Raw genomic sequence first — 13905 nt, 5'->3', positions numbered from 1 at the left:
GTACCCCGGCGCGCCGTATGAGCAGTTCAGAAAGCCGGCGGGCGCCGGATCAGCCGACGGCCCGCAGCCGCCGGACCTCACCGGTGGGCGTCTCCTCCGGCTCGGTCTGGGCGCTCAGCCACATGTTCAGCCGCTCCACCGGCAGCGGCCGGCTGAACAGATATCCCTGGCCGATCTCGCAGCCCAGATCGGCGAGCAGGTTCAGGGTCAGCTCGCTCTCCACGCCCTCGGCCACCACGGTGAGACCGAACTCACGGGAGAGGCCGATGACCGCCCGGACGATCGCCAGGTCGCCCGAGTCCGTCGCCATGCCCTCGACGAAGCTGCCGTCGATCTTCACCTCGTGCACCGGGAGCTGACGGAGGTACGACAGCGACGAGGCCCCCGTACCGAAATCGTCGACCGACAGCCGCACGCCCAGATCGCGCAGGCGATAGAGGGTCGGAAGCGCGCGCTCGACCTCGCCGAGCATGCCGGGCTCGGAGATCTCGAAGGTGACCTGCCCGGCCGGGACGCGATATTGCTTCAGCAGCTCGTGCACCTGATCGGGGAACCGGGGATCCAGCAGGGTGCGCGCCGACAGGTTGACCGCGATGGACAGGGGACGGCCCGCGTCCGCCCATTCGCGGCAGTGCCGCAGGCCGGCGGTGAGGACCACCTCGGTGAGGCGGTTCAGCTGACCGGTGTGCTCCGCCACCGCGACGAAGTCCTCCGGGGACACCTCGCCGTGCGCCGGGTGCTGCCAGCGGGCGAGGCACTCGACGCCGATCAGGTGCCGGTCCTGGATGGAGACCTTGGGCTGGTAGTGCACCTCCAGCGCTCCCTCGTCCAGGGCGCGCCGCAGGTCCGCCGCGAGGCCGAGGCGGCGGACCGCCCGGGACTCCAGCGCGGGGTGGAAGAGCTGTACGCCGTACGGAAGCGCCTTGGCCGCGTTGGCAGCCAGCTCGGCACGGCGCAGCAGGGCGTCGGGGTCGTCGCCGTGATCGGGGTGGAGCGCCACGCCGGCGGCCGTGTCGACGTCGAGGGTGAGCGACCCGACGACCATCGGGCCGCGAAGCTGCTCCCGCATCTCGGTGGCCAGCCGTACGGTCTCCTCGGCGTTGTCGGTCCGCAGCGTGACCACGAACTCGTCGCCGCCGATCCGCCCGACCAGGGCGCCCGGGCCGGCGATGCCGCGCAGCCGCTGGGCGACCTCGGCGAGCAGCTTGTCGCCGGCGGCGTGCCCCATGGACTCGTTGACGTCGCGCAGACCGTCCACGTCGAAGAGCATGACCGCGACCACCTCGCCGGCCCGCACCTTCACGGACTCGGCGAGGGCGTCGATCATCCTGCGGCGGTTGGGCAGCGAGGTGAGGCGATCGTGGTACGCGTCGTAGCGCAGCCGCTCCACGAGCCGCGCGTTCTCGACGGCGACCGCCGCGTGCGCCGCGATCGTCTCGAGCACCTGCACGTCGGCGTCCCGGAACGTGACGGCGTCCCCGAGCCTGTTGATCACCTCGAGACACCCCACACTGGTCTGTCCCGAGCGCAAGGGCACCGCGATGACGTCCTTGACCCGGCTGTCGCGCAGATACGGCCGCAGATGCATGGTCTCCCCGAACCGGGGGCCGACCGGGATGGTGTGGCCGCTCCTGATCGCTTCTTCGCGTACGGGAGGAGGGGTCGGCGCGATGTCGAGCAGTCCCTTGCCGTCCACCCGGGCGGTGAGGAGCACCTCCGGATGGCGGCCCTGCGCCGGGAGCCAGAGGGTGGCGTACTCGGCGCGCATGAGGGTCCGGACCCGGCTGAGCAGAACGTCGGGGAGGCTGCCGTCCGTGCCCTGCTCACGCATCGCCTGGGTGAGCTCGTAGACCTCGGTCAGCGTGCGGTGCTGTCGGAAGAACTCGGAGAAGGAGCGCAGCACGAACGTCATGGCCAGCAGGAGCAACCCGAGCGGGATGGCGGCCCACCAGGTGGCATCGAGCGCGACGAGGAAGACCAGTCCGACGACGATGTTGATGGCCGCCGTGACCAGCGTCTGCGAACCGGCGCGCAGCGCGTCCTGCCCGGCCCGGCGGTCCTGCACCACGGTGATCACGCCGGCGTAGGACAGCCAGCTCACGATCGTGGCGGTGGCCACCGCGGCGGCGAGGATGCCCCACGTGCCGGGGCCCGCGCCGCGAATGTGCGGCATACACGAGACGACCACCAGCGCCGCGGCCGTACGGGCCGCCGACTTGGCGACGTTGTACGCCGTTTTCGTGGTGTCGGTGCGCGAGCGCAGCTGGGTGACCAGACTCGCGATCGTCGGCGCCAGGATCACCGGCACGGGAGGCAGGAAGTAAATGGCGAGAATGAGCGGGATCTCATTCAGCACGACGAGCAGGGCCTGGCGCCGGACCACGACGCTCAGCACGCTGACGTGCGCGATGATGAATGCCACCAGCACGAGCAAGGAACCCGCCCAGTGGTGCCACCAGGTGGGCTTGGCAAGCCAGTAGAAGACGAGACAGACGAGCGCGAAAAGCGCGAGCGGCGCGGTGATCAGCCAGGCGTACTGCGAGGAACGCCCACGCGACGGTGATCGCCCGGCCATAGCGCGCTCCTCGTCATCGGTCCGTTACGGCGCTGCCGTTCCGTAGGGGCCGGCCGGTTCAGTCCCAGTCGATGTCGGCGAGAAGCAGGTGGGCAGCTGCCGGCGCCGATCCCCCGGACGCATGCTCAGCGGAGCCCGACGCGGCGGCTCCGCCGGTCAGGGCCGCGAGCACGAAAACCAAGCCGATGAAGCGGCCCAGCTTCCTTGCGGACATGTTGTGCTCCTCGTAAGAGAACGCTCCGGGTGGGGGGTTCCATGATGGTGCCACACGCTGAGTACGTCGGACAGCGTCCGCGACCGGGTCGAACCCGCACATCCCGAAATCTTGGCTGAACGGCTGAGGCGTGACCGCAATAACGGACGCAAAAATTGGTGGCTTTGCGCCTGAAATAAACGGAGATGTGAGCGCAATTCGCATGTTTCTGTCAAGCTGCCTTGACGTCAAGTTGCCCTGACGGAAGACTACCGGCATGACAACTCCCGATGACCTTGAGCAACGACATACGCTTTCGACCGCGACAACGCGTTACGACGAGCTGAGGATGCGGGACGCCCTGGCGACGATGACCGGCGACGGCGGCCCCGAACCGCTCAGCCGGGAGGAAGGCCTGGAGCTGCTCGCGCTCAGCGAGGTGGTGATCCGCAAAGCGGGCTACGGTCGCCAGGCGATGGTCCGCTCCGCCCGCGCCGCCGGCGCCTCCTGGACCCAGATCGGCGCCGCTCTCGGCACGAGCAAGCAGGCCGCATGGGAGGCCCACAACCGCTGGATAGCGGAGCAGGCCCGTCAGCACGAGCTCACCGGATACGAAGGACTCGGCCCGGACGAGGCCGACGCCGCCCGCGGATTGGCCGGCCGCCCGGATTAATCGCCGGTCTCGGCGACCCGCTCGGTGGCGCTGTACTGCGACCACGACCCGGGATAGAGCCGGCCGGTTCCGAGCCCGGCATGCTCCAACGCCAGCAGGTTATGACAGGCCGTGACGCCGGAGCCGCAATAGGAGACGACGTCGCCGCCCTCCTCGACGCCGACGGCCGCGAACCGCTCCCGCAGCTGCGACACGGGAAGGAAACGGCCCTTGTCGTCCAGATTCTCCCGGCACGGCAGATTGCGCGCCCCTGGGATGTGCCCCGCCCGCGGATCCACCGGCTCGGCATCGCCACGGAATCGCGACCGATCGCGCGCGTCCAGCACCACCGCACTGCCGTCGGCGGCCGCGTCGATGTCGGCCAGCCGGTCCTCCGGCCACGGCCGGGGAGTGAAGACGGCGGGGGTCCGGGCGGTCGGTCCGGTCACCAGCTTTCCCTCGTACGCCGTGAGCCCGCCATCCAGCAACGCGGCGTCGTGACCCGTGGCGCGCAGCATCCAGACCAGCCGCGCCGCGATGACTCCGCCCGCGTCGTCGTACCCGATCACCGTGTCGTCGTCGCCGATGCCCGCCGCGGCCATGCCCTCGGCGAAGACCTGCGGGTCGGGAAGCGGATGCCGGCCCTCGGCCGGCGAGCCCGGACGGGCGAGCCACCGGTCCAGGTCGACGAAGACGGCGCCGGGCAGATGCCCCTTCTCGTACGCCTCCCGCCCCGACCGCCCGTCGAGATACCAGCGCACATCGGCCAGCACGACCCGACCCTCACGCTCCCGCACCCATTGAAGGTCGACGACCGGATCGATCACCACGGCTCCTCGTGACTAGGTGTCCTCGCGTGGCCGCCCCCGCCGCGGCCGATACCTGATCAGGGCGACAGCGACCAGCACGATGGCGACCCCGGACGTCACCGTCGCCCCGGTCCCGGCCAGCAGCGCCTGCCCCAGCACCATCAGCAGCAACGCCGCCCCGAACAACAGGTGGTACAGGGCGGCGTCCCGTACCGCCGGAAAGTTGCGCAGGGTGCTCGCCGGAGCGCGACCAGAAACCAGCATTTTCACCCCGAAGAGCGCAAGGGCCATCCCGATCGCGCCGCCGACGGCAAGCGTCGCCCCACCAAGGTCCATGAACCTCAGTCTGAACCGCGGCGCCCCGCCCTACCGGTAGTTCGTGAACTGCAGGGCGACGCCGAAGTCCTCCTGCTTGAGCAGGGCGATGACGGCCTGCAGGTCGTCCCGCTTCTTGCCGGTCACCCGCAGCTGGTCCCCCTGGATCTGCGCCTGCACACCCTTCGGACCGGCATCCCGGATCTTCTTGCTGATCGCCTTGGCCTTGTCGGCCTCGATGCCCTCGATCACCTTGCAATCGATCTTGTACGTCTTGCCGGACTGCCGCGGATCGCCGGCCTCCAGAGACTTCAGGGAGATGTTCCGCTTGACCAGCTTCTCCTTGTAGACGTCGAGCGCGGCGACGGCCCGCTCCTCGGTCTCCGAGGTGATGGTGACCCCGTTCTCCCCCGACTTCACGATGCTGGTTCCGGTCCCCCGGAAGTCGAACCGCGTGCCGAGCTCCTTCTCCGCCTGATGGAAGGCGTTGTCCACCTCCTGAGCGTCGACCTTGCTCACGATGTCGAACGACGGGCTGGCTGCCATGATCAGACTCCTGCTGGTGGGCCACGTATCGATGTCGACGAAGAGCCCCGAGGGCCCCCGACATGCCGACCGTACCCGGTTGCAGAACCGGCCGCGGCTACGGCTATCCTGTTGTCCGCTGCCAAGGAACACCGAGGCGGCGATGCCCAGGCGGGTTGCCCGAGCGGCCAATGGGAGCGGACTGTAAATCCGTCGCGAAAGCTACAGAGGTTCGAATCCTCTACCCGCCACCACGAGGCACGAGAGGCCCCTCACCTGCTGAAACAGCGGAGAGGGGCCTCAGTCGTGTGTCCAGTCATGTCCAGCCGTCCACGGGTGTCCACGGGTGTCCACGGAGAATACGCGGAGATTTTTCCTTGGGCCCGGTTCGATCGATCTCTCCCCGCTCTTGCTCGTCCAAGCCGCGTTATGCGGCGCCGAACGGTATCTTCCTGCCGCACGATGCACTGGCGCGTACACCCGCAGCAGCGCGGCGACGCTGCCCCGCGTTGAGTCATGTCGACACCACCGCATGTGGCAGCTCGTACCGGCTTTCGGCCCGCGGTGACCCGGCCTGCGCTTGCATAAGCTCCGGGTTTCACGACCGGTCGGGTTCAGAGGTCGCTCCAACAGCGCGCAATCGCTCGCCCAGCCGACCCGTCACTCTTGTTCACCCAGCTGGCGCAGGTACATGGCGACGTTATGGGCTGCGCTGAGGGTGTCGGGGTGATCGTCGCCCAGGACACGACGGCGCCGTTCGAGGACGTCTTCGTCGAGGCGGCGGGCCTGCTCATACTCACCCAGCTCGCGCAGGCCGCCGGCGAGGTTAAAGGCTGAACTGAGGGTGTTGGGGTGGTCGTCGCCCAGGACACGACGGCGCCGTTCCAAGACGTCCTCGCCGAGGCGGCAGGCCTGCTCATACTCACCCAGCTCGTACAGGTAAATGGCGAGGTTATGGGCTGCGCTGAGGGTGTCGGGGTGATCGTCGCCCAGGACACGACGGCGCCGTTCCAAGACGTCCTCGCCGAGGCGGCGCGCCTGCTCATACTCACCCAGCTCGTACAAGTCGGTGGCGAGGCTCTGGATTGAGTCGTGAGTGTGGGGGTGGTCGTCACCCAGGACGCGGCGGTATCGCTCGAGGACGTCTTCGTCGAGGCGGCGCGCCTGCTCATACTCACGCAGCCGGAGAAGATCGCCGGCGAGGTTATGGGCTGCACTAAGGGTGTCGGGGTGGTCGTCACCCAGGACACGGCGGTATCGCTCGAGGACGTCTTCGCCGAGGCGGCGCGCCTGCTCAAACTCACCCAGCTCGTGCAAGTCGATGGCGAGGCTCTGGGTTGAGCTGTGGGTGTGGGGGTGGTCGTCACCCAGGACACGACGGCGCCGTTCGAGGACGTCTTCGTCGAGGCGGCGCGCCTGCTCATACTCACCCAGCTCGCGCAGGTCGGTGGCGAGGCTCTGGATTGAGATGAGGGTGTGGGGGTGGTCGTCACCCAGGACGCGGCGGTATCGCTCGAGGACGTCTTCGTCGAGGCGGCGCGCCTGCTCATACTCACGCAGCCGGCGAAGATCGGCGGCGAGGCTGTGTGCTGCGCTGAGGGTGTCGGGGTGGTCGTCACCCAGGACGCGGCGGTATCGCTCGAGGACGTCTTCGTCGAGGCGGCGGGCTTCCTCGTAATGGCCGAGAGCGCGGTGGGCGTAGCTGAGCAGTCGGGCGGCATTGAGGGTGGTGAGCTCGTCGGGACCTAGCCGCTGGGTCCAGGCGGTGTGCAACTGCTCAGCCAAAGGGAGCGCAGTGCGGGCGTCACCGCGGGCGAGCAGGTGCCACCCGGCGCTGAAGACGAGCCAGCGCAGCTGGGTGTTAGCGGTGCCGGCTGGGTCGCAGGCCAGAATATGCGGCAGTAGCACGCTCCACCGCGGCCACAGGGCGGGGTTGGTGCCGTCGTCGGGCTGGGCGGCGATCAGCAGGCGTTCGACGGTACCGCGGTGCACGGCGGGCTGAGGGTCAGTGTCGCGCAGGACAGCTTGTGTCAGCCGATGCAGCTGCAAACCGTTGGTCGTTGTGCGGGCTAGGCCGTAGCGGCTTAGACGCCCTGCGGCCCGTGCCAACGCGACGAAACTGTCGGCTGCGGCGGCCAGCTCCAACGGCAGGTCAGCATCGCCGGTGAACAGGTCGAGCGGGATGGGGTCCGGGGCCAGGTAGGCGCATAGGCTCAGCAGCTGCCCAGCGGCGGGAGCATCGGCGGCGAGCCGGTCGGCGGCCACGGTGACGGCAGCGGCCAGCGATACCGGGTATCCCCCCGGTGGGCTGTCGCCGTCGAGCAACTCGGCAGCATGCTGGTCCAAGGCGGTGAGGTAGCGCTGTATGCCCATGCCGGTCTCCGCCAGCAGGTCACCGGTCTGAGCGATAGCCAGCGGTAGGTCGCCCAACGCTTGCGCCAACTGGTCAGCCTCGGCCACAGCCAGGTCGGGCAGGTTCGCTTGCAGGAACGCGACTGACTCGGGCCGAGCGAACACGTCCACGCTCATTGTTTGGGCGACGTCGGACCACAGCGGGTTGCGGGAGGTCACCAGGATGTGGGCAGGCCCGCCGGGCAGCCACGGACGGATGTCTTCGCGTTTCTCGACATTGTCGAAGACCAGCAGGACCCGATCAGCACACCGCAGATGGCCCTGGACCGCCGCGACCCCGGCGGCGACATCGGTCCCAGCCAGCACCAGACCGGCCGCGACCGCCAGCGAGGCGAGTTGCTCACCGATCAACGCGGGGTTCTCGCTGTTGATCCACCACACCAGCTCGTACTCACCGGCGAAGCGGTGCGCGTACTCGACGGCCAGCTGCGTCTTGCCCACGCCGCCCATGCCGTGCAGCGCCTGCACCAGCACCTGCCCGCCGCTCAACAGCCTGTCCCGCAGGTCCACGATCATGCGATCCCGGCCGGTGAACGCCGCATTGCGGGGCGGCACGTTCCACACCGGCGGCAGCGAACCGGGCCGTCGCGGCCCCGAGCCACGGCCAGCGTCCGTTGCGGTGGGGTGGGAACCGGGGAACTCTGGCCGCCCGTCGGGACGCCGCTTGCCGCGTACCGCCTCGATCAGCTGCTGGCGGGCGTGGTCCTCCGGAACACCGAACACATCGATGCTCAGCAGCGGCGCGTACAACAGCGGGGGCGTGACCGGCTCGATCCGCACCGGTATCAGCCGCTTACGGGCCGGACTCCGATCGGCCAGCAGCGCGGCCAACTCCGGGGACGTATGCCGCTGCGGCTCGAAGTATGCCTCGGAGAACAACGCCACCATGCGATCCGCCCGCTGCAGCGCGTCCCGCATCTTCTCGACGAAGTTCTCCCCGACCTCCCAGTCCCAATAGTCCAGCTCCACTGTGAAACCCGCCTCGACGAGCTCCCACGCCACCCATTCCGCCCATGCCCGATCTCGGCCGGCATGGTTGACGAACACGTCGACACGGCCGTCCGGATCGGATGGGCTCGCAGGCGGGATCGAAGCGGGTGTGCGAGCCGTCACGGACCCAATGTGCCCTAACCCGCACGCACCGACCACCGCCGAACAAGCGTTGTCAAATTCCCGACCAATGTGCTGCGGTCGCACTTGCCGATAGCTCCTGGATGTTGCCTGGCGTACAGCGTTGAGAGAGTTGCCATCCCCACACGGAGATCTCCAGTGCTCGGTTCAGCTGGCTTCTCCCTCTCGCTCCTCCCCCAGCATCGCTCGCTCGATACGGCGCCGGGCGGCGTCTTCTTGCCCCACGATGCATTTGGCGTAGACCCGCAGGAGGACGGCGACGCTGTGCCCCGCCCACTCAGCGACCTGGGTGGCTGGAACTCCAGCATTGAGCCATGTCGACACGGCCGCGTGACGCAGGTCGTACGGCTTCTTCGCGAGTGGCGACCGGGCCTCCGCAGGGGTAAGCGCCAGCGCTCGAGCCTTGTGCCAGACCCCCAGGTAGGTCGAATCACCGATGGTTCCGCCCCTCGGCCCGACGAACAGCCGCCCGTCGGGCGCGTTCCCGAAGTAGCCGAGATGCGCGCTCAGGATCTCCACCAGCTCCGGGTGAGCGGGCACGGGTCGAGTGTCGTTCGCAGCCCGGTGCTTCAGCCCACGACGCTCCCGAGACTTGCCGCTGTCAGTCCACGCGCGGCCCGTACGCGGCGAGGAGTTGCCCAGCAGCAGTTCACCCCAACCCGACTTCGGCAAAGCGACGATGTTCTCTACTCGGAAGTCGAGCGCCTCACTCGGGCGAAGCGCTGCGTAGTACATCAGCGCGAACAGCGCCACAAGCCGCGGTGCGACCCCCGTTTGAACGGCGACAGCGGTCAGCAGCGTGCGCGCACGCTGCCGGTCGACCACCACGCGCCGATCGATCGATTCGGTGGTCAAAGGCGCGCTCCAAGTGACCCGATCCAGCGGATTGTCGGTGATGAGTCCCAGCTCGACCGCGTAGCCCAATGCGTTGTAAAAGATTGCTCGCTTTCTGGCAATCGTCTTGGCTGCGGCCTGGCTGCCGTCGATCAGCAACGCAATTCGGTCGAGGGCTCGGCGAGTCAACTCCGGCCCTTTCGTGCGGTCTTCGAGGTCAGCAAGCGCGATCGTGTTGCGCTCCAACCACCGCACGGTGGCACGAAGATCGGCAGGCGGCTCACCGCTCTTTCGGCGAGGCGGAACGAACACCCATTCGAACAACGCCCGGCGAATCAGAGCGGCATCCGGTCGGCCCCGATCCGAACTGAGCAGGGCAGGTGTGACCGTGGCCAGCGATTCGGCGATGCCGGTGCGAGACTTCGGTGCCGCCGCCGGCCACTTCATCTCGGTGTACTGGCTCGCGTGCTCGAACCACGACCGGCGTTGAGCTTCCCGCAGCATGGGAGCGGGCAGACCCGACGCCTTCTCGAACGCCGAGCCGCGCTGAACGTGAGTAAGCAACTTCGCGCGAAATGCGTCCGCGAGCGCCTTGCTGGCGAACGTCCGGTGCTGCTCTTGCCCACCGACGATCCACCGCACCGAGTAGGTCGTACGCCTCTTTCCTGCGTTCGTTCGAATGTCCCATATTCGAACGCTGTGGGAAAACCGAAGGTCTTCCGCATCCTCATTGCGGATGGTCACGCAGCCTCCTCAAGGCCGTCCAGCCACTGGTCAAGGTCAGTGCGGCGAACTCGAATTTCGTTGTTGGGCAGCTTGATGCACCTCGGCGCTTTCCCGGTCTGGCGCCAGTAGTAGAAGGTTGAGCGAGAAACTTGTAGCTCCGCGATCACCTCCGGAATGGTGAGCGACGAAGGATTGCAATCCGCATTGCGTGACAAAGAACTGATCCTCCCGCTGCGAGGGTGCACGACAGGCCGCGCAGAACGGCCCTGTGCGCCGTTCTGCGCCTGAGGGGTGTTCCGGGGACCGCGACGGATCCCATCGATACAAAGGCACAGAACGAACCGCTGATAGCCCCGTTGAGCCAAGATCTCGGCACGGTCGGCAGAAGGGGATGCACCGATGGTTCTAGGAGGCTTCTGCGGGCCGTTTAGGAGGTCGCTCCGTCCGGGGTAGACCAGACGGTCTGTGCCCGAGGCCCAAAGGCCGGTGACACGGTGACAGTTGCCGTGTAGCTCGGTGTTTTCCCTGTTCAGGATGGTTGTGGGGCTGTCATCGGGGGCGGTGACAGGGCGGTGACAGCGGTGACAGTTGGGGGTGGTTGTCACCGCTGTCACCAGGCTGTCACCGGCGGCGGTGACAGCGTGTTAGGCGGGTTGAGCTGCGGGAACGGTCTCGGTGGGGCTGGTTGTCACCGTGTCACCGGGGTTGGCGTGCTGGCGGGCGTGCGGGTGTAGGTGGTAGCGGCCGTCGCCGCTGGTGCGGATCCAGCCGAGTTGGGTCAGGGTGTCCAGCACGTTGGTGACGTCGGCGGCGGTGGGTAGGTGGCGCTGCACGCGGCGGTGTAGTTCGCGGCGGGTGAACGCGGTGAGGTCGCGGGCGATGAGCACGCCGAGGACGTGGCGGGCGGTGTCGATGCTGCGGTCGGTGGTGATGATGTGCAGAGCGGCCCGGTAGTGGGCGACGAAGAAGTCGGTGAGGCGGACGGCGTCGGTGACGCGGACGGCGTCGATGGGGTGGCGCCAGGCGTCCGCGGGTCGGTGGGCGACGTGCAGCAGGCCGGCCAGGCGCATGGTGGTGCCGCCGAGTTTGTTGGCCCATTCGCGCATGTCGTGCAGGGTATTGCCAGGCCGTAGTTGGGTCTCCAGGTCGGTGGCGGCGGTGATGCGCACGAGTTGGGCGGGGTCGGTGAGGGTGACCACGGCGGGGTCTTCCCATTCGGCGAAGGTGTGGGCGAGTTCCCGCACGTGTCGGTCGTAGGCGTCGGCGACGCCGGTGGGAACGGGTTCGGTGTCGACCTGCCGGTAGCCGGCGAGGCTTTTCGGCAGGGCGAACAGGAATCGGGCGGGCAGGCCGCGCCCGGCCAGGTCGGTGTTGCCGCCGAAACTGCGCAGCACCGACGGTTGGGCCATCACGCCGACGGTGAGGGCGGGCTTGTCGACGTACGCGCCGACGCGGGTCTGTCGGCCGGAGTCGATCGGACGCCCGGAGTGTCCTTTGAGGTAGGGGTCGAGGTTGGGAGTGCCGGAGTAGCGGCCGGCGAGGATGTCGAAGATGCCGCCTTCGTCGCTGATGATGGCCATCCGGCCGCCGTTGGCGGCCATCAGCGAGACGAGGTATTCGGGGGTGGCGTCGTCGGCGAGCAGTTTGGGTAGGTCGGGGACGGTGATCGCTTCGGCGGCCAGGGCGGCGGCGACGGCTTCGGCGGTGCGCCCGTCGCGGTCGTCGGCGCTGGCTTTCGCGGCCAGGGTGCGGGCGTGTTCGGCTTGGCGGGCGGCGATGTCCTTGAGCGCGGCTTGTTCGGCTTGCATGGGTCGGGCGCGTTCGGCGAGGGTGTGTTGGGCGGCGTACAGGGGGGCGGTCATGGCGCCGTGCACGGGGCTCTTACGCTCGCCGGGCTCCGCGATCACCGCGATGTAGACGTTGACGGGTTCGCGCCAGCCGGGTTTGACCTCCACTTCGAGGCGGCCCCCGGCGCAGGCGGACAGCACGGCGAGGGCGATCGGGCCGACCATGGCCGGGTCGGTCTGGGTGAACCGGGCGACGCCGGTGACCATGTCGGCCAGCCAGCCGGGGTAGACGTCGGTCGGGAACGGGGGCGGGTCGGCCGGGCCGGACAGCGGCACGGGGGTGTCCCAGCCGGTGGCGGGGTCGGCGGGTGAGGGTTCGGCGACCACGTGCAGGCGTGGGGTCACGCGGCAACTCCTTCCGGGTGGACGCCTTCGGCGCGGAAGCCGCCGGTGATGGCGGCGTGGATGTCGCGGTGGGTTTGCTGGGCGCGTACTCCGGCGTCGTAGAGCGCGTGGTAGGCGTCCGGGGCGGTGAGGGCTCCGGCGGCGACCAGGCGGGCCACTCCGCGGGCGGCGCCGTACAGGGTGGTGCGGCGGCTGCCCTCGGGGGCGTGCTCGGCGGTGTCGAGCAGTGCTTGCAGCAGGGCGGCGGGGTTTGAGATGCCCCTCCCCCCGGTGAGCGGGGTGAGGGTGGCTGCCGGGACGTCGCGCCGCTCGACGGGCCGGCACAGTTCGATCAGCGGCGGGGGCATCTCAATCGCTTTCCGGTCGCCGAGGCGCCGGTACGGCTGTCGGGTGCCGGGGTGGATCGAGGGCGGGGCGACCACGTACCCGCCGTCGGCTTTGATGTCGATGCCGGGGTGGCCGCGCTTGTCGAGGTTCTTGGCCAGGGTGCCGCCGGGGTGGCGGTAGTACAGGTGCCAGCCGCCGGAGCCGGTCCGGACGCACCGGGTGGGCGGCATGATCTCGGTCAGTACCCGGCCGCCGTTGCGGGGGTCGACGTCGATGACGGCGAGGTCGGCGGTGTGGCCGGTGCGGATGGCGAGCATGCCGCAGGGCACGCGGGTGTGCATGGCGTGGATGCGGTCGGGATCGAGGGTGGCGGCGTAGAAGCCGTGGCAGGTCAAACAGGCGCAGGCTTGCGGGTCGTGACCGGGGTCGGTCTCGGCTTTCGGGCAGGCCGGGCAGTTCGCGACCGGGCGTTTCGTGCGGCCCAGGAAGAACACGGGATAGCCCTCGCCGACCAGGGCGAGCGCGGCGGCCAGCATCGGGGCAGGGTCGGGCACGGTTGCTCCCACGGGGATTGATGGCGGTTCGGGGGCTGCGACCAGCGCGGCCGGGGGTGTGCGCCGGGCAGCGTGGCCCGGTCAGGTAGCGCCGTACCTGGTCGGTGGCGAGGCACAGTCGGCGCTCGCCACCGATCCAGTGGCCGCAGGGCGGATCAGAACGGCGGTTCGTCATCGGACGACGACCGGCACTCGGTGCCGGCCGGGGCGGTGCCGGCTGGGGCGGCGGGCGCCGACCATGGGTCGGTGTCCGTGCCGCCGCGCGGCGCGGTCGTGGCCCCGGAGTCGGTGGTGCGGGTCATCCGCATGACCTTGGCCCGCGCGTAGCGCAGCGACGGGCCGATCTCGTCGACTTCCAGTTCGATGACGGTGCGCTTCTCGCCTTCGCGGGTCTCGTAGGAGCGCTGCCGCAGGCGGCCGGTGACGATGACCCGCGTGCCGCGCGACAGGGTCTCGGCGGCGTTCTCCGCCGGGTCGCGCCACAGGTTGCAGGACAGGAACAGCGGGTCGCCGTCGCGCCACTGCCCCGTAGCGCGGTCGAGGTAGCGGGGAGTGGAGGCGATCCGGAAGTTGGCCACGGCCGCCCCGGACGGGGTGTAGCGCAGCTCGGGGTGGTCGGTCAGGTTGCCGATGACGGTGATGGTGGTGTCGCTGGCCACG

General features: G+C 69.0%; 12 protein-coding genes and 1 tRNA gene. 2 read left to right on the top strand and 11 right to left on the bottom strand.

The window, feature by feature from the left end; genetic code table 11:
* Positions 1–49 precede the first annotated feature (49 nt).
* Together ACIBO8_RS11160 and ACIBO8_RS11155 are read right to left on the bottom strand one after the other, a co-directional pair.
* Positions 50–2575: a putative bifunctional diguanylate cyclase/phosphodiesterase gene (locus ACIBO8_RS11160; protein WP_396115016.1), complete on the bottom strand. Its 2526-nt coding sequence runs from the start codon at positions 2573–2575 to the stop codon at positions 50–52.
* Positions 2576–2633: 58 nt separating this feature from the next.
* Positions 2634–2789: a hypothetical protein gene (locus ACIBO8_RS11155; RefSeq protein ID WP_396115015.1), complete on the bottom strand. Its 156-nt coding sequence runs from the start codon at positions 2787–2789 to the stop codon at positions 2634–2636.
* Positions 2790–3117: 328 nt separating this feature from the next.
* Between ACIBO8_RS11155 and ACIBO8_RS11150 the strand changes: the two genes are divergently transcribed.
* Positions 3118–3441 (top strand): hypothetical protein, encoded by a 324-nt coding sequence (locus tag ACIBO8_RS11150; protein WP_396115014.1) that lies wholly within the window; start codon positions 3118–3120, stop codon positions 3439–3441.
* On the opposite strand, the gene ACIBO8_RS11145 is transcribed toward ACIBO8_RS11150, so the two are convergent.
* The 3 genes from ACIBO8_RS11145 to ACIBO8_RS11135 are packed head-to-tail and all read right to left on the bottom strand — an operon-like array spanning position 3438 to position 5090.
* Entirely contained in the window at positions 3438–4247 is an 810-nt protein-coding gene (locus ACIBO8_RS11145; RefSeq protein ID WP_396115013.1) for a sulfurtransferase, read from the bottom strand. The two genes, ACIBO8_RS11150 and ACIBO8_RS11145, sit on opposite strands and share 4 nt — an antisense overlap.
* Before the next feature lie 15 nt (positions 4248–4262).
* A complete protein-coding gene (locus ACIBO8_RS11140; RefSeq protein WP_396115012.1) occupies positions 4263–4565 on the bottom strand; it encodes a hypothetical protein in 303 nt (100 codons plus the stop codon).
* Between the two features lie 30 nt (positions 4566–4595).
* Positions 4596–5090 carry a YajQ family cyclic di-GMP-binding protein gene (locus ACIBO8_RS11135; RefSeq protein WP_396115011.1) on the bottom strand — a complete coding sequence of 165 codons (495 nt, stop codon included), beginning with the start codon at positions 5088–5090 and terminating at the stop codon, positions 4596–4598.
* Positions 5091–5239: 149 nt separating this feature from the next.
* Here ACIBO8_RS11135 and ACIBO8_RS11130 point away from each other — a divergent pair.
* A tRNA-Tyr gene (locus tag ACIBO8_RS11130) sits at positions 5240–5323 on the top strand.
* A 406-nt stretch (positions 5324–5729) separates the two neighbouring features.
* Here ACIBO8_RS11130 and fxsT read toward each other — a convergent pair.
* The 6 genes from fxsT to ACIBO8_RS11100 form a co-directional block, all read right to left on the bottom strand.
* Positions 5730–8594: an FxSxx-COOH system tetratricopeptide repeat protein gene (fxsT, locus tag ACIBO8_RS11125; protein ID WP_396115010.1), complete on the bottom strand. Its 2865-nt coding sequence runs from the start codon at positions 8592–8594 to the stop codon at positions 5730–5732.
* A gap of 165 nt (positions 8595–8759) precedes the next feature.
* Positions 8760–10190, bottom strand: a complete 1431-nt coding sequence (locus ACIBO8_RS11120) for a tyrosine-type recombinase/integrase (RefSeq protein ID WP_396115009.1) — start codon at positions 10188–10190, stop codon at positions 8760–8762.
* Positions 10187–10417, bottom strand: a complete 231-nt coding sequence (locus ACIBO8_RS11115; RefSeq protein ID WP_396115007.1) for a helix-turn-helix transcriptional regulator — start codon at positions 10415–10417, stop codon at positions 10187–10189. The genes ACIBO8_RS11120 and ACIBO8_RS11115 overlap by 4 nt, the downstream gene beginning before the upstream one ends.
* Positions 10418–10816: 399 nt before the next feature.
* The gene (locus ACIBO8_RS11110; RefSeq protein ID WP_396115006.1) at positions 10817–12364 is read right to left on the bottom strand and encodes a YfjI family protein; all 1548 of its coding nucleotides are present in this window, start codon (positions 12362–12364) and stop codon (positions 10817–10819) included.
* The gene (locus tag ACIBO8_RS11105) at positions 12361–13245 is read right to left on the bottom strand and encodes a bifunctional DNA primase/polymerase (RefSeq protein ID WP_396115005.1); all 885 of its coding nucleotides are present in this window, start codon (positions 13243–13245) and stop codon (positions 12361–12363) included. The genes ACIBO8_RS11110 and ACIBO8_RS11105 overlap by 4 nt, the downstream gene beginning before the upstream one ends.
* A gap of 155 nt (positions 13246–13400) precedes the next feature.
* Entirely contained in the window at positions 13401–13904 is a 504-nt protein-coding gene (locus tag ACIBO8_RS11100; RefSeq protein WP_396115004.1) for a single-stranded DNA-binding protein, read from the bottom strand.
* Position 13905: the final 1 nt, after the last annotated feature.

This window comes from Actinoplanes sp. NPDC049681 (assembly GCF_044465265.1).
Classification (GTDB): Bacteria; Actinomycetota; Actinomycetes; order Mycobacteriales; family Micromonosporaceae; genus Actinoplanes.
Note: the sequence above shows the minus strand (reverse complement) of the source record. Positions and strands in the feature narration are given on the sequence as shown.